The organism is Defluviicoccus vanus (assembly GCF_014672695.1).
GTDB lineage: Bacteria > Pseudomonadota > Alphaproteobacteria > Rhodospirillales > Defluviicoccaceae > Defluviicoccus > Defluviicoccus vanus.
Genome location: NZ_CP053923.1, coordinates 2,706,779 through 2,722,793, shown reverse-complemented (window position 1 = coordinate 2,722,793; position 16,015 = coordinate 2,706,779). Strand labels below are relative to the sequence as shown.

General features: G+C 62.9%; 13 protein-coding genes. 5 read left to right on the top strand and 8 right to left on the bottom strand.

Going from position 1 to position 16,015, the window contains the following annotated elements:
• Positions 1 to 24 precede the first annotated feature (24 nt).
• The 4 genes from HQ394_RS12275 (at position 25) to HQ394_RS12260 (ending at position 4,552) form a co-directional block, all read left to right on the top strand.
• Positions 25 to 1,317: a type III PLP-dependent enzyme gene (locus HQ394_RS12275; RefSeq protein ID WP_190260500.1), complete on the top strand. Its 1,293-nt coding sequence runs from the start codon at positions 25 to 27 to the stop codon at positions 1,315 to 1,317.
• A 14-nt stretch (positions 1,318 to 1,331) separates the two neighbouring features.
• Positions 1,332 to 2,738 (top strand): homospermidine synthase, encoded by a 1,407-nt coding sequence (locus tag HQ394_RS12270; protein WP_190260499.1) that lies wholly within the window; start codon positions 1,332 to 1,334, stop codon positions 2,736 to 2,738.
• Positions 2,739 to 2,768: 30 nt separating this feature from the next.
• Positions 2,769 to 3,896, top strand: coding sequence for a type III PLP-dependent enzyme (locus HQ394_RS12265; RefSeq protein ID WP_190260498.1), 1,128 nt, complete (start codon positions 2,769 to 2,771; stop codon positions 3,894 to 3,896).
• Positions 3,897 to 4,021: 125 nt separating this feature from the next.
• Entirely contained in the window at positions 4,022 to 4,552 is a 531-nt protein-coding gene (locus HQ394_RS12260; RefSeq protein WP_190260497.1) for a GNAT family N-acetyltransferase, read from the top strand.
• A gap of 238 nt (positions 4,553 to 4,790) precedes the next feature.
• Here the strand turns inward: HQ394_RS12260 and HQ394_RS12255 are convergent, their stop codons facing one another.
• The 8 genes from HQ394_RS12255 to HQ394_RS12220 all read right to left on the bottom strand — a co-directional run bounded on the left by HQ394_RS12255 (position 4,791) and on the right by HQ394_RS12220 (position 14,908).
• A complete protein-coding gene (locus HQ394_RS12255) occupies positions 4,791 to 6,116 on the bottom strand; it encodes a UDP-glucose dehydrogenase family protein (protein ID WP_190260496.1) in 1,326 nt (441 codons plus the stop codon).
• 60 nt (positions 6,117 to 6,176) lie between these two features.
• On the bottom strand, positions 6,177 to 7,397 hold the full coding sequence (locus tag HQ394_RS12250; protein ID WP_190260495.1) for a glycosyltransferase family 4 protein: 1,221 nt from the start codon (positions 7,395 to 7,397) through the stop codon (positions 6,177 to 6,179).
• Positions 7,398 to 8,132: 735 nt separating this feature from the next.
• A complete protein-coding gene (gene serA / locus HQ394_RS12245; RefSeq protein WP_190260494.1) occupies positions 8,133 to 9,710 on the bottom strand; it encodes a phosphoglycerate dehydrogenase in 1,578 nt (525 codons plus the stop codon).
• A gap of 87 nt (positions 9,711 to 9,797) precedes the next feature.
• Positions 9,798 to 10,946 carry a phosphoserine transaminase gene (locus HQ394_RS12240; RefSeq protein WP_190260493.1) on the bottom strand — a complete coding sequence of 383 codons (1,149 nt, stop codon included), beginning with the start codon at positions 10,944 to 10,946 and terminating at the stop codon, positions 9,798 to 9,800.
• A gap of 202 nt (positions 10,947 to 11,148) precedes the next feature.
• Positions 11,149 to 12,045 (bottom strand): pyruvate, water dikinase regulatory protein, encoded by an 897-nt coding sequence (locus HQ394_RS12235; RefSeq protein WP_223291553.1) that lies wholly within the window; start codon positions 12,043 to 12,045, stop codon positions 11,149 to 11,151.
• A gap of 13 nt (positions 12,046 to 12,058) precedes the next feature.
• Positions 12,059 to 12,811: an SDR family oxidoreductase gene (locus tag HQ394_RS12230; protein ID WP_190260491.1), complete on the bottom strand. Its 753-nt coding sequence runs from the start codon at positions 12,809 to 12,811 to the stop codon at positions 12,059 to 12,061.
• Positions 12,812 to 13,183: 372 nt separating this feature from the next.
• Positions 13,184 to 14,005 carry a lytic transglycosylase domain-containing protein gene (locus HQ394_RS12225; protein WP_190260490.1) on the bottom strand — a complete coding sequence of 274 codons (822 nt, stop codon included), beginning with the start codon at positions 14,003 to 14,005 and terminating at the stop codon, positions 13,184 to 13,186.
• 207 nt (positions 14,006 to 14,212) lie between these two features.
• A complete protein-coding gene (locus HQ394_RS12220) occupies positions 14,213 to 14,908 on the bottom strand; it encodes a GDSL-type esterase/lipase family protein (protein WP_190260489.1) in 696 nt (231 codons plus the stop codon).
• 297 nt (positions 14,909 to 15,205) lie between these two features.
• On the opposite strand from HQ394_RS12220, the gene HQ394_RS12215 reads away from it, so the two are divergent.
• Complete coding sequence (locus HQ394_RS12215; protein WP_190260488.1) at positions 15,206 to 15,934, top strand: esterase family protein; 729 nt, start codon at positions 15,206 to 15,208, stop codon at positions 15,932 to 15,934.
• The last annotated feature ends 81 nt before the right edge of the window (positions 15,935 to 16,015 follow it).

Below are 16,015 nucleotides of genomic sequence, written 5' to 3'. Positions count from 1 at the left end.
ACCTCCGAATGAGGGGATTGGGTCATGGCAAGGACAGCTACCAAGCTGGCAGTTTCGCCTCTGCGCCGACGGGTGGATCCCGACCGCGCACTGGTCAACGTCGATTCGATCGTCCAGGTGGAACGCCCGGAGGAGCCGGTCCACTGCCTGCGACCGATGACCATCGCCGCGACGGCGCACCTGTTCACCCAAGCGTTTCCCGGCGACGTCCTCTACGCCGTCAAGTGCAATCCGGAACCGCGAGTGCTGCGCGCCGTATGGGCGGGCGGTGTCCGCCATTTCGACTGTGCGTCGGCGGCAGAAGTGGCACTGGTGCGGCAAATGTTCGCCGAGGCCGAGATCCACTTCATGCATCCGGTGAAGTCGCGCGCGGCGATCCGCGAAGCCTTCAGCCGCCATGGGGTCAGGGATTTCGTCATCGACAGCGCCGACGAGTTGGCCAAGATCATCGACGAGACGCGCGTCCGGCGCGACAAGGCCCGGCTGGGCCTGATCGTCCGCCTGGCGGTCTCCGGTAAGGGCGCGGCCTACGATCTCAGCGGTAAGTTCGGTGCAACAGCGGCGGAGGCCGTGGCCTTGTTGCGTGCTGCCCGCCCCTGGGCGAAGCGTCTTGGCCTGTCCTTCCACGTCGGCTCGCAGTGCCTCTCGCCCGCAGCCTATACCGAGGCACTGGCGCTCACCGGCTCGGTGGTCGCCGCGGCCGGTGAGCCGGTGGAGATCGTCGACGTCGGCGGTGGCTTCCCCGTCAGCTACGCCAACACGGTGCCGACGCCGCTCAGCGACTACTTCGTCGCCATCGAACGTGGCCTCGAATCCGCCGGACTCGCCGGTAAGGTTCGGCTCTGGGCGGAGCCTGGCCGGGTACTGGTGGCCGCCGGCGTCTCCGTCCTGCTCCAGGTCCAGCTGCGTCGTGGCAACGATCTGTACGTCAACGATGGCATCTACGGTAGCCTGTCCGATGCTGGGGTGCCCGGCTTCCAGTTTCCCGTCCGCCTGGTGCGGGTTGGCGGCCCATTGCCGTCGCCACAGTGCCAGTCGTATCGCTTCTTCGGCCCCACCTGCGACAGCGCCGACCGGATGGATGGTCCGTTCGAGTTGCCCGTCGACGTGCGCGAGGGCGACTGGATCGAGATCGGCCAGCTGGGCGCCTATGGCGCCGCGCTGCGCACTGCCTTCAACGGCTTCGATCGCGCCCGCATCGTCGATGTGAACGACCCTCCCCTCATCGCCACACCAGGGCACCTGCCGCTGCACCAGCCACTGAATCAGTCACTGGCGACGGCACGTCGCTCTCCTCGTTTCCGCCGCTCGTCCTAAGGAGGACCCCCTGCATGAAACACGTCGCGTTTTCCGGCCGTCTGGTGATTGTCGGTTTCGGTAGTATCGGCCAGGGCGTCCTGCCGCTGATTCTTCGGCACGTTGACCTGAAGCCGACGCAGATTACCATCGTCACCGCCGAGGACCGGGGACGCGAGGTAGCGTCCGAATACGGTATCCGTTTCGTCAAGGCGCCGCTGACCCGTGAAAACTATCGGGCAGTGCTGGAACCGCTGGTCGGCCCCGGCGACTTCCTGCTCAATCTGTCGGTGGACGTCTCCTCGGTGGCGTTGGTGCGCTTGGCGCAAGAGCGAGGCGCCCTTTATCTCGACACCTGCATCGAGCCCTGGCCGGGTGGTTACACCGATCCGACCCTGAGCGCATCCGAGCGCACCAACTACGCGCTGCGCCACGGCGCCCTGGCCATGCGCCAGGAGTTTCCCGCCGGCCCCACTGCGGTGCTGACGCATGGTGCCAATCCCGGCCTTGTCTCCCACTTCGTCAAGGAGGCGCTGCTCAACATCGCCGCCGATCTCGGGATGTCGGTTGCCGTACCAACGAGCCAGGCCGAATGGGGCGCCCTCGCCCGCACGCTCGATGTCAAGGTCATCCACATCGCCGAACGCGATACCCAAGTGGCGACGCAGGCGAAGCAGGTGGGCGAGTTCGTCAACACCTGGTCGATCGAAGGCTTCGTCAGCGAGGGTTGCCAGCCGGCGGAGCTCGGCTGGGGTAGCCACGAGCAGCACTTCCCCGCCGACGGCAGCCGCCACAGCTTCGGTAGCGGAGCGGCAATCTTCCTCAACCGGCCCGGCGCCGGCACCCGGNTGCGGACCTGGACGCCACTGGAAGGCTCCTTCCACGGCTTCCTCGTCACCCACAACGAGTCGATCTCCATCGCCGACTACTTCACCGTCGCCAACGGTCACGGCGTCGAATACCGGCCGACCGTTCACTACGCCTATCACCCATGCGACGATGCGGTGCTGTCGCTGCATGAGCTGGCCGGCAAGAACTGGAACATCCAGGACACGCGCCGGCTGATGATGGACGAAATCACCGACGGCATCGACGAGCTTGGCGTGCTGCTGATGGGCCATGAGAAGGGTGCCTACTGGTACGGTTCGCGCTTATCGATCGCCGAGGCGCGAGCGCTCGTGCCGCACAACAACGCCACCAGCCTGCAGGTCACCGCAGCGGTGCTCGCGGGTCTGGTTTGGGCGATCGAGAACCCCCGCGCCGGTCTGGTCGAGGCCGATGACATGGATCACGCCCGGGTGATGCAGGTCGCTCGTCCGTATCTGGGCGAGATGGTCGGTGCCTATTCCGACTGGACCCCGCTGCAGGACCGCGGCGTCCTCTTCAGCGAAGACGTTGATCCCAGCTGCCCCTGGCAGTTCAAAAACTTCCGCGTTTTGTAGCGCCGCAGATCGAGAAGGACGAAACGAACGATGACGAGAAGGATCAAGAAGTTTCTCGCCGATCGCCGGCCAAGCACTCCTTGCCTGGTAGTGGATCTGGACGTTGTTACTGCGGCGTACAAGAAACTTGAACGGGCGATCCCTGAGGCGAAGATTTACTACGCGGTCAAGGCCAACCCAGCACCGGAGATACTTTCTCTCCTCGCCGGGCTTGGTTCATCGTTCGATTGCGCCAGTCTCAATGAAATCAAGATGGTGTTTGACGCCGGCGGCAAGCCAGAGCAGATCTCCTTCGGCAACACGATCAAGCGTGCATCGGATATTGCCGCCGCTTTTACCCTGGGGGTAAGCCTGTTCGCCTTCGACAGCCGCGAAGAGCTGGCGAAGATCGCCGCCCATGCGCCGGGCGCCCGTGTCTTCTGCCGCATCCTCACCTCGGGAACCGGTGCCGAGTGGCCCTTGTCGCGCAAGTTCGGCTGCGTGCCCGAGATGGCGGAAGAGCTGCTGCAGCAGGCTGCCGGCATGGGGGTCGTTCCCTGCGGTATTTCCTTCCACGTCGGCTCGCAGCAGCGCGACCCGCGCCAATGGGACGCCGCCGTCGCCACCGCCGCCGGGATGTTTCGTCGCCTGGAAGAGGCGGGGATCGAACTCACTGTCCTTAATATCGGCGGCGGCTTTCCCGCCCGCTACCGGCGCAAGCTGCCGACGCTGTGCGCCTATGGCGCTGCCATTCGCCGCTCGATCCGCAAACACTTCGGCAACCGCCTGCCGCAGCTGATCGTCGAGCCCGGGCGGCAGATGGTGGGCGAAGCCGGCATCATCGAGACCGAGGTCCTGCTCATCTCACGCAAGGCCGCGTCCGACGAGCGCCGCTGGGTCTTCCTCGACATCGGTCGGTTCGGTGGCCTTGCCGAAACCGAGGGGGAGGCGATCCAGTATCCGATCAAAAGCAAGCGGCGCGGCAGGACGGAGCGGGTAATCCTCGCTGGTCCCACCTGCGATTCAGCCGACGTGCTTTACGAGCGATCGAAATACCGATTGCCGCTGGACCTGAACATCGGCGACAAGCTGCACATTCGTTCCGCCGGCGCATACACCAGCACCTATGCATCGGTGGCGTTCAACGGTTTCGAGCCGATGCGCTGCTACTGCATCTGAGACCGCGGTCAGCGTTGCCCAGCTAACCAACGCCACCACTCCGGCTGCCGCAATCCAACGTGCTATAAGGATTGCGGCATGCTGTCGCTGCGTCTTGCCAACCGATCCATGAAAGGACCGGAGCCATGTTTCTCATCGTGCCTGAAGTCCCGGGAGCCGAAAAGGCAATCGAAACCCTGCTCGATCACGCCTTCGGCCCCCATCGCCACCTCAAAACGGCGCAGCGCCTGCGCGACGGCAACGCTCCGGCGCAAGGCCTCGCCTTTCTCGCCATGGAGGATGGCCTCCCTGTCGGCACGCTCCGTTTCTGGCCGCTTTGCCTCGGCCAACAAAAACGGGNNGCGCTACTCCTCGGCCCCATCGCCATCGATCGCCGCTTGCAGGGCCGCGGCCTCGGTACGCAGATGATCAACCACGGCCTGCGCCGCGCCCGGCAGCTTGGCTATGTCTCGGTGATCCTCGTCGGCGACGAACCGTACTATCAGCGTTTCGGCTTCAGTGCCGCATTGACTTGGCGCCTCGACCTTCCGGGTCCGGTGGACCGGCGGCGCTTGCTCGGCCTCGAACTCGTACCGGGCGCGCTCGACAGCGCCGGTGGTCTGGTAACAGCCGCCCGTAGCAGCGCCGCCGCGCGCGACCGCCTTCGCGCCGCCTGATCCGTCGGCCTCAACGCAACGCCTGCTTCAATCACCCTCGTAGCAACCGTGCTCGGTGCGGTAGAGCGGCGGGTGATTGAAGCAATCCTCATAGGCGGTGGATGCCGGAACTGCGGACGTCGAGCCAGCGGGTGTCGAACCGGCTGGCGGCAGCGAGCAGGCGGCAAGCCCCTGGAGAGCAGGACGGTAACCAGCACTTGGCGGCGAGACGGCAGGAGTATGCAGCGCATGCGACAGGCTATCCCTCTTCCGCCGCCAGAGCCGGCCGCCCAATCGACTCATAGATGAAGCCGGCCGCGGCCATCTGTCCCGGGTTGTAGACGTTGCGCAGGTCGATGAATATCGGCCGGCGCAGCAAGGACCGGGTCCGAGTCAGATCGAGGGCGCGAAATTCGTTCCATTCGGTCAGCAGGACCAGGGCATCGGCGCCATCAATGGCGGTGTAGGCGTCGTTGCACCAGGTCACGTCGGCGAGGAGTTTCTTCCCCTCGGCCATCCCGGCCGGATCGAAGGCCCTGACGATGGCACCCGCCGCCTGCAACGCCGGGACGATCTCCAGGCTGGGGGCGTCGCGCATATCGTCGGTGTTGGGTTTGAAGGTGACACCCAGTAGCCCGATCGCCTTGCCGGCGACGGCGCCACCGCAAGCGTCGATGATCTTGGCCGCCATCCGCCGCTTGCGCTCGGTGTTGATGTCGACGACGGTTTCAACGATCCTCAGCGCTGCTCCCGCGTCGCGGGCGGTCTGCACCAGGGCCAGCGTGTCCTTGGGGAAGCACGAACCGCCGAAACCGGGTCCGGCGTGGAGAAACTTACGGCCAATGCGACCATCAAGACCGATCCCGCGCGCCACGTCGTGCACGTCGGCGCCGACGGCCTCGCACAGGTCGGCGATTTCGTTGATGAAGGTTATCTTGGTGGCGAGAAAGGCATTCGCGGCATATTTGGTCAACTCGGCGGTGACCCGGTCGGTGAAGACGATCGGCGTCTCGATCAGGTAGAGGACGCGGTAGATGCGCCGCATCACCTCCTTCGCCCGCTCGCTGTCGACGCCGATCACCACCCGATCGGGCCGCATGAAGTCGTTGATTGCCGAGCCTTCGCGCAGGAATTCAGGGTTTGAGGCAACGTCATAATCGGCATCGGGACGGATCTCGCGGATCATCCGGTCGATGGTGTCACCGGTGCCCACCGGCACCGTCGACTTGGTGATCACCACCGCATAGCCGCTCAGAGCGTGCGCGATCTCCTGGACCGCGGCATAGACGAACGATAAGTCGGCGTGGCCATCACCGCGACGGCTCGGCGTGCCGACCGCAAGGAATACGGCGTCAGCGTCAGCGACTGCCGCCTTCAGATCGGTGGCGAAGCGGAGGCGACCACTGTTGGCGTTACCCGCCACCAATTGATTGAGGCCGGGTTCGTAAATCGGGATCTCGCCCTGTTTCAGCCGCTCGATCTTGCTCGCATCGCTGTCGACGCAGGTCACCGACATCCCGAATTCGGAGAAGCATGCGCCGGACACCAAGCCAACATACCCGGTGCCGATCATCGCTATCCGCATCGATCCCTCGTTTCTGCAGCAACCGGCAACGAGCCACGACGGGCCGTCGCACGCCTTGGCTCACATCGCATTGTCGATGGCTCGGGAGGCCGGGACATGCCGTTGATGCCGGCTCAACGCCTGCTCACTCGCGAAGGCAAGGTTATCAACAGCGTGTTCGACGGTAAACTTCTGGTTGATTTCCATGCTAACCCGCCGCATCTCCGGCAACCGCGCCCGGTTGTCGATGAACCAAGCAAATTTCGCCGCGAAATCAGGCGTGTTGCGGGGATCGAAGATGACGCCGTTCTTTTCGATGTCCACGACTTCTTCATGCGCGCCGTCGTAGCAGGACATCAGAATCGGCATCGCAAAACTCAGCGCTTCAAAGCCGGTCAACGAGCGATAATCGCGTAAGGTCGGTGCCACAAAAACATCGGCGGTCCGGTAATAGTCGGCAATCCGGCCATACGGCACGGAACCGACGAACTCGATCGTCTCTCGAAGATTCAGTTCGTCGGTGAGCCGCTCCACCTCCGGGCGTTGCGGTCCGTCGCCGACAATCCGCAGGTGCATCGCCTTGCGGCGCTCCGGGTCGAGCGCGCCAATGGCGCGGATCATGTAGTCCACACCTTTGCGATGATTGATGCTGTTCATAAAGAGGAATTCCACCGGCCTGGCCGTGGGCGCCTCCCATCCCCGATCGTCTGCCGGCATCCATGCCCGGCCGGGCTGCGAGGTGAGATAAGGACGGGCGATGATGCGCTCCCGATCGGCACCGAGTGTCTGCGTCAGGTAGGCTTCGCCGTGATGGTTGTTCGTCAGAAGTGCATCGGCCTGGCGGGCAATCAATTTTCGCACCGCAAGCTGGATACCCTGATGGTGCACGCCGCGAAACTTGGGATCGCTTTCCACCAGCAGTAAAACCCGGCAGTTCGGCAGCAGGCGAGCCGTAAATGCGCCCAACCACGTTACCCGGCTAAAATCAAAAAGGACGAGAAGATCGGGGCTGCTCTTTAGCAAATGATAGCAAAGAGAAGGACTTGGCAGATCCAGGACCCGACCATAGTCGCCACTCTCAGATGGCTTGCGCAACTGAAGTGTCTTTACTCGGAGGCATGGGTCAAGTGGCAACGCCTTATCGTTACGCTCAATCATATGCGGTTCGACAAAGACGCGCGTATTCGGAAATTTGTTAATGTAGCCTCGTAATAGTGGCGAAAAATACATTAAGTCGCCATGATGGCCGTACCCGTGCGCGAGCCAGACGACTTTCTTTTTATCAAGCATGTTTTTGCTCAAGCTGGTTCCATTCTTCGTACAGACAAAATCAACGCTTAGTTGTGAACCCCATCTTATTCTCTATCAAAGACCATGCCGCAAGAGCGAGTTAGCCGCTGGCGTTGCTCCGGGAGCGCCTGGGGGAGCATCTGGCATCCAGTTGCCTCTCCCTTGCAACGTCTTCGGACCAACCATAGCCACTCAATCTTCCAGCTGGCTTGCGCCGGGCAACTTGGCCACCTTCCCGGACCGATCTTAGGGACGACTGGTTACTATTTTGTGACCACGTACCTTGAACGCTTCGCTGGCCAATCGGTTCAGCCAAATCGATCTTCCTCAACCGTAGACCGCCAACCTTACCGGTTGTCACCAATAGCATTGCTGCTCGTCAACGCTCGCCGCAAGGTGCGCCATCCATTAAAGCGTTCTCCCTAAGCCATGCAGGCCAACGAAACGGGATCCGTACGGTGCGAAAAGAGCTAGATATATATAATGAGCCTGTTGTAGGTACATTTTCAACTATAGGCCAATTGAAGCCCATACGTCTTTGTATCCGCCCGCCCGCTCAATCAACGTGATGCGCGTAGACAACTGCCGTGTCCTCCGACGAGCGCAACAACGGAGTCCATATCGGACGGTACGCCGCACCGCCCGAAGGCGCAGTGCCGTGCCAAGCATAGCCAGTCCCGTGCCGTTGCGATCACCTGCGCCGTCGCGGCAGCGCAGGGAACGCCTTTGCCTTGCGGTTGTGCCGACCTAGAAATTCAGCGCCTTAACCCGCACCACGTTCGGCAGCAAGCTGATCTGCTCCAGGACCGGCTCGCTCGGCGCCTCATCGACCTCGAGCAGCGCGATCGAATCGCCACCCGGCCGGTTGCGGCCGAGGTTGAAGGTGGCGATGTTGATGCCGGCGTTGCCAAGAATGGTACCGAGGCCACCGATGAGGCCCGGCCGATCGTGATTGGAGACCAACAGCATGTTGGGGCCGAGGCGGGCATCCATCGGGATCTCGGTGATCTCGACGATCCGCGGTTGATCGCCATTGAACAGCGTGCCGGCGATCGTCCGGCTGCGCGCCTCGGTAACCACCGTCAGCCGCACCTGCGTCTGCAGTGCCCCCGANCGCTCGCGCTTGACCTCGCTGACCTCGATCCCCCGCTCCTTGGCGACGGTGGGCGCATTGACCATGTTGATCGACGCCAGCTGCGGCGACAGCAGCCCTTCGAGCACCAGCGCGGTGATTGGCTTGGCGTTGAGCTGGGCGGCCTGACCCTCGAACTCGATCGTCACCGACTTCAACGCGCTCTCGACGATCTGACCCATGAAGCGGCCGATCTGCCGGGCGAGGCCCATGTAGGGCTTCAGTTTCGGCATCTCCTCGGCGCTGACCGACGGCATGTTGAGGGCGTTGACGACGGCACCGGTGGTGAGGAAATCGGCCATCTGCTCCGCAACCTGCAGCGCCACCTTTTCTTGTGCCTCCACCGTTGAGGCACCGAGGTGCGGCGTCGCCACCACCTGTGGCATCCCGAACAGGGCCGAATCCTTCGCCGGCTCGACGGCAAAAACGTCGAGCGCCGCCGCCGCCACCTGCCCGGGTCGNAGAGCCGCCTTCAGATCGGCGTCGACCACCAGGGCGCCGCGCGCGCAGTTGATCAACCGTACCCCGCGCTTCATCTTGGCGAGGTTGCCGGCGTTGATCATCCCACGCGTGTGCTCCGTCGCCGGGACGTGCAGGGTGATGAAATCGGCGCGGGCGTAAAGAGTATCAAGGTCGACCCGTTCGACGCCGAGGTCATCGGCGCGCTCCGGCGACAGGTACGGATCGTGGGCGATCACCTTCATCTTCAAGCCACGCGCCCGGTCGGCGACAATGCCGCCGATGTTGCCGCAGCCGACGATGCCCAGCGTCTTGCCGGCCAGTTCGACGCCCATGAACTTCGACTTCTCCCACTTGCCGGCATGGGTGGAGGCGTTGGCCTCCGGAATCTGCCGGGCGAGTGCCATCATCAGCGCCAGCGCGTGCTCGGCGGTGGTGATCGAATTGCCGAAGGGAGTGTTCATGACGACGACGCCGCGCGCCGTCGCCGCCGGGACATCGACGTTATCAACACCGATGCCGGCGCGGCCGATAACTTTGAGATTGGTGGCGGCAGCGAGCAAATCCGCCGTCACTTTCGTCGATGAGCGAATGGCGAGGCCGTCGTAGTCACCGATGATCGCCTTGATTTCGTCCGGCTTGAGGCCGGTCTTGACGTCAACCTCGACACCGCGTGCGCGAAAGATATCGACCGCCTGTGAACTCAGGCTGTCGGAGATAAGTACCTTGGGCATCCTTNNTGTCGTCTCCTCCTCGGGCCGGCATTCGTCTTTTTGGTTTAAGCCGGCCGGCAATGAGTGTAGTGGCGGCNNGATGGGAGGTCAGGCGGCGCTGCGCTTCGCCTTGACGCTGGCGTAGGCCCAGTCGAGCCAAGGAAACAGCGCTTCGAGATCGGCGGTTTCGACGGTGGCACCGGCCCAGATCCGCAACCCCGGAGGGGCGTCGCGATAGGCACCGGCATCGAAGGCCGCCGCCTCTTTTTCCAGCAGCGCCACCATTTCCTTCGCCACCGCCGCCTGATCGGCCGCCGCGAGGGCAGTGAACCACGGATCGACGATCTTGAGGCAAACCGAAGTGCGAGAGCGCGTCGCCGCCTCGCTGGCCAGGAAATCGGCCCACGGGCTTGCCGCCACCCACGCTTCGATCGCCGCGAAGTTGGTCTTGCAGCGCCCAACGATCGCCAACGGTCCGCCGATCGCTTCGGCCCAGGTCAGCGCGTCGAGGGCATCCTCCACCGCCAGCATCGAGGGCGTGTTGATCGTCTCACCGACGAACAGCCCTTCGGTCACCTTGCCGGCCTTGGTCATCCGGAACAGCTTCGGCATCGGCCACGCGGGAGTATAGCTTTCGAGGCGAGCGACAGCGCGCGGGCTCAGGATCAGCATGCCGTGCTGCGCCTCGCCACCCATCACCTTCTGCCAGGAGTAGGTGACCACATCGAGCTTGTCCCAGGGCAAGGGATAGGCGAACACCGCCGAGGTGGCGTCGCACAGCGTCAATCCCTCGCGATCGGCGGCGATCCACTCGCCATCGGGGACGACGACACCCGAGGTGGTTCCGTTCCAGGTGAAGACTACGTCACGGTTGCAGTCCACCTGGTTAAGGTCGGGCAACTGGCCATAGTCGGCTTCAATGACGCGGACGTCCTTCAGCTTCAGCTGCTTGGTCACGTCGGTGACCCATTGCTTGCCGAAGCTCTCCCAAGCGAGAATGTCGATGCCGCGCGGGCCAAGCAGCGACCACATCGCCATCTCGATCGCCCCGGTGTCGGAGGCGGGGACGATACCGATGCGGTAGTCGTCGGGTAGACCGAGGAGACGGCGCGAGCGGTCGAGAACCTCCTTCAGCCGCGCTTTGCCCGGCTTTGAGCGGTGCGAGCGACCGACAAGGGCACCCTTCAGCGCGTCAATCGACCAGCCAGGGCGCTTCGCGCAGGGTCCTGAGGAAAAAGGGGGTAGCGGGCCGGACATTCGGCCGCAGCGGCTCTGCCATTTGAGGTGTCTCCCATCCTTGCAGATGGGTCGCGGCCCGTTGGGGGCCGTGGCCCGGGCGGGCTTATAACCGTCAGCCGATGCGAGGTAAACCCCCGATGGCAGCGGCAGCGGCGCTTCTCCGCCCACGACAGGCGCTAATCAGGGTCGATCGAGCCGATTCGTAACTGTTCAGCGGCAATCAGCGGCCGCTGGACGCGTCAGGCGCCTGCTCGCCATCGAGCGCGCTACCGGTCAGCGCGCCGCGCTTTTTCAGCATTTGCATGATCATCGACGCCGTCTGCTCGATCGAGCGCTGCGAGACGTCGATCAGCGGCCAGCCACGGCGGACGAACAGCCGCCGTGCCTCGGTCACCTCGCGCCGCACCGCTTCGATGTCGGCATAATCCGATGCCCCCTCCTCGCGCAGGCGCTTCAGCCGGCTGTCGCGCACCCGGGAGAGCAAGTCGGGATTGATGGTGAGACCAACCACCAGCGGCGCCTTTGCCTGGAAGACCCCGTCCGGCAGCGGCACATCGGGCACCAGCGGCACGTTCGCCGCCTTGATCCCGCGCGAGGCGAGGTACATGCAGGTGGGGGTCTTGGTCGCCCGCGAAACACCGACGAGGATCACGTCGGCGTCTTCCAGGTCATCGGACGCGAGGCCGTCGTCATGGGCAAGAGTGAACTTCATCGCCTCGACCCGGCGAAAATACTCGTCGTCCATCACCTCGCGCGCGCTCGCCCGGTAGCGGATGGGGGCATCGAAATACTCGGCCATCTGCGAGACGAAGGGCTCAAGCGCGAACAGGCAGGGAACTCCCAGCCGGTAGCAGCCCTCCTCCAAAGACGCGCGAACTTCGGCATCGGCGACGCTGTGAATGACGAAGCCGCGCCGCTCGCCGATGCGGGCGAGAATCTCCGGCACCTGCCCCAGATTGCGCACCATTTTCCAGAGATGGCGTTCGACCTCAACGCCATCGATCTGCGCCGTCGTGTTCCGCGCCAGCATCTCGACGAGTTCGCCCGAGGCGTGCGAGATCAGGTAGATGATGATTGTGCGCGGGCCGTCCGCCTCGGCACTGCCGGTTTCGTTCAAGACCACCCCCGTCCTAGCGGTGATATCCACCGTCAAGCCGCAATACGGTGCCGTTGATCATCACATTCTGGATCACGTGCTGCACCAGCATGGCAAATTCCGCTGGATCGCCAAAGCGAGGCGGAAAGGGAATCGTCGACGCCAGGCGGGCGTTGAGATCGCGCTCCATCTGGAACAGGGTCGGCGTGCTGAACAAGCCGGGCGCGACACCGACAACCCGGATGCCAAAGGCGCCAAGTTCACGCGCTGCGGGCAGGATCATGCTGACGACACCGCCTTTCGAGGCGGCGTAGGCGGCCTCGCCGCTTTGCCCCTCGTAGGCGGAGACCGACGCGGTAAAGATAATGACGCCGCGTTCACCGTCGCGGAGCGGCTGCAGCTTCGCCATATGGTAGGCGCCCAGGCGTAGCACATTGAATGTACTGAGCAAATTGACGTCGACGAGGCGGCGAAAGTCCTCCATCGACATAGGCCCGTCATCGCCGATGATGCGTTGCGGATGAGCGTGACCGACGCAGTGGACGATAATCCGCGCGGCGCCGTGCGCCTCCCGCGCCTTGGCCAGGGCGGCTTCGGTCGCGGCCGGATCGGACACATCGCACGGAAACATCAGCCCGCCGGTGCGCGCGACGATGCGCTCGAGCCCGTCGGCATCCACGTCGATGAGCGTTAACCGAGCTCCGGCTTCGGCGAGATGGCTCGCCGTCTCGGCTCCCAGACCGGATGCTGCGCCAGTGACAACCGCTGGAAGCTGCCAAATATCCATTGACGTCCCTTATGATTGGGGGCCGGGCACATGCCCTCGCCCGAGGGCAGCGCCGTCATCCACAAGCGATGGCACCGCACTCCTGGCGAACCGCCGCGAGGACGCAGCATAGCCGGTTGGCGAGCCGGCTCAAGCCGCACGCAGCCACATGCGGCTAAAGTCTCAACGGGGACTGTTTCGCTTGGAAACCGGGGGGCAGCAACCACCGAAGCCACGCTTCGGCGATAGCAATGCTAGCGCATGTCGTAGGTGTAGACCTGTTGGGCGTTGCCGCGCAGCACGGTCACCGGTCCGCTCTCCTCCTGCGCCTGGTCGCGCCAAGCCTGCAGATACTGCGCCCGGCGCTCGGCAAAGCGGGCGGCCGCAGCCGCGTCACGCAGTCCGGTATTGGGTGCGCCGTCGGCGATCAGCGGTNACCTGGCCGCGTTGATCGCGCGACGCCGCCAACGCTCTACCCGACCTTGCCGCTGCCGTCGGCATCTGCAACTGGCGGACGAACTGGTTGATCATCGCCGGTGTTGGCTGGCGCTGGCGCAGCGGCGGCATGGCGATTCTGGGCGGCGCCGACAGCGACGCCATGGCCGGGTCACCCATGGGATCGTCGGCGTTGCCATTCAGCGGCTGCTGGCCTTGCTTGCCCCACAGTGCCATCACCCGGTCTTGATAGGGACCTTTGTAGGCCGGTGTCGCCGAGTGATAACGGCCGGCGGCATCGGGCCAACTGCCCTCCTCGGCGAAGAGTTGACGCAGATATTGCGCCGCGTAGGCGATGTTTGCCGCCGGATCGAAGGCTTCTTCCAGGCTGGCGAAGGCGTCCGGATGGTAGCTCAGGTTAATCTGCATGCAGCCGACATCGATGTTGCGAATGCCGCGCGCCTGCAAGCCTTGCACCTCGGCGATGGCATCGGCCTTGGTCGCCAGATAACGTCCCCGACCCTCGGACATCACCGCCCACGGCCAGGCGACGGCGGCGCCCGTCACCGGGTGACGGCGGCCGGATTCGGCGAGCGCGATCGCCGACAGGAGGTGGCGTGGCGTCTGTCCGGTCCGATCCTGCCGGGCAATCGCATCCGCGCACAGGCGATAAGGGTCGGACGGAAGTGCCAGCGGCGCGGCCTGGAGTGACAAAGGACTGAAGAGCAGTAGCGCACCCAGGACCGGTACCCAGCAGCACTTTCGCCAGCGTCCTTGCATACGTCACCTTCGTCGGCGTTCGCGGCGGCGGTCCTGGCAGAGTTCCCCCCCTGCAGGTCCGGTTCGATCGATTGCAGCGCGACACTCGCCCATCTGCGGCTGCGAGCCTTGATCATCTCCTGGCACAAAGCGAGCCTCGCTGCGACACCCTTTTCTATAACCGGGATGGTAACCGACCGGTTAGCGTTTTATGTCTGAGTGGACATCTCAGTCATCCGAAGTGGAAATAGCGCAACGATCGCCATCCTCCTCTGCCCAGGCAGGAACGGTGCATGCTTTCGCACGGCTGAACTGAGTACCGGAGGCGGCAAGCGTGTCCAGATACTCGCTGATGCACCTGCCAAGCAGGCGATATCCCTCGCGGTTCATGTGCAGCGGATCGGTGGAGTAATAGCGTAAAAAGCATGCAAGCCGCGAGCGGTCATCCGGCGGGTANAGGTCGACGAAGGCAAGGTCGGCTTCGCCCCGCAGCCGGCGTTCGATGATCAAGTTGGTATAGCCGATCCGGTGCATGAGGTTGAAGCGAGCCGGGCTGACCTTAATCGACACGTAAGCGAGCGGCACCGCGCCAATTGTCTGCCGCTTGCGCGTAATAAAATCTTCAAGATGCCGAAGCACCCTCTCGGGTGTCGCCCCGTTGGCCAAATCGTTATCACCGGCATAAAGAACGATCGCCCGAGGTGAGAACGCCGCGACCAGCCTATCAAAGTATTCCAGGCAATCTTCAAGCGTCGAGCCCCCAAAACCGTGGTTGAGTACCGCGATCTCCGGGAAATAACGCTCAATGTCCGTCCACAGGGTGAACGACGAGCTGCCGCAAAATAAAACGAGGCTTTCTCGTTCGGCAGCAGCATCCGAGCGCAATCTCAGCGCGTCCACTTCCGCATCAAAGCAGGAAGGCATCAGCGCGTCTCATTTCCCGTCATGGCACTTCCTTTTAGCTGCCGCTGCGGCGTGGCGGGCGGCAGCACCGATCAGATGCGAAGACCAATTACTCACAATAAAAAGCACAGACCGTCGCCACATCAAGGCGAAACGCAAAGTCTGATTCACAACCATCCTATCAGCGCGCACGCCAATAATACTATCAGAGGCTTTTCAACGGATAATTCTTGTGCTACGAGCTATGTGTTGGCGCGATGCTGCGCCGCAACATGTGTCATTATTTCGTAACATTTCGCTGGCTCGTGTGTTGCTCTAATGAAACGTGAACATCATCGCTGGTATTCTTCGCGCCTTGGTCGGGATATGGAGCTTCTAGTCTTCGGCCACGCCGGCGCACGTATCCTGGCCTTCCCTACCCGCTGCGGCCGGTTCTACGACTTCGAAAACATGGGGATCGTCGACTCGCTACGACCGCATCTCGAGCAAGGCTGGCTGCAGATGGTCTGTGTCGACAGCATCGACCAGGAAACATTTTATTGTAATTGGTGCGATCCACGCAGTCGCATTCAACGTCATATGCAGTACGAGGATTACATCCTGCACGAAGTTATGCCGTTAAGTCAGCAAATGAACAGCAATAAATACTCTATCGTCTTTGGATGCAGTTTCGGAGCTTATCATGCTGTCAATGTTGCGTTGCGCCACCCGCAGCGCTTCAACCGGGTTGTTGCCTTCAGTGGCCGCTACGACCTGACANTCAACCCCGATGGATTCCGCAACCTGTTCGACGGCTATTACGACGAAAACGTCTATTTCAATATGCCCAATCATTATCTGTGCAATCTGCACGACGGCAACTTGCTCGATGCGATCCGCCGCCTCGACATCAAGATTGTCATCGGTGAGCATGACCCGTTCCGCTCCGATAATCAGCGATTGAGCGAACTGATGTGGTCGAAGGGAATTTGGCACACGTTTCGGGTTNTGAGTGGGCGAGCGCACGGCTATCGCCGCTGGCGCGAAATGGTCGGCTGGTTCGTTTGACATTAAACGTCCCGGAGCCCTGCCTGTTCTGCGTAAACGTCTAGACAGCCGCATGAGTGCCAATTACACGTGTTCGTATTC

Coding starts and splice junctions, on each gene's coding strand:
- HQ394_RS12275 (WP_190260500.1), top strand. CDS start 25: ATGGCAAGGACAGCTACCAAGCTGGCAGTTTCGCCTCTGCGCCGACGG.
- HQ394_RS12265 (WP_190260498.1), top strand. CDS start 2,769: ATGACGAGAAGGATCAAGAAGTTTCTCGCCGATCGCCGGCCAAGCACT.
- HQ394_RS12255 (WP_190260496.1), bottom strand. CDS start 6,116: ATGCGGATAGCGATGATCGGCACCGGGTATGTTGGCTTGGTGTCCGGC.
- HQ394_RS12240 (WP_190260493.1), bottom strand. CDS start 10,946: ATGTCCGGCCCGCTACCCCCTTTTTCCTCAGGACCCTGCGCGAAGCGC.
- HQ394_RS12230 (WP_190260491.1), bottom strand. CDS start 12,811: ATGGATATTTGGCAGCTTCCAGCGGTTGTCACTGGCGCAGCATCCGGT.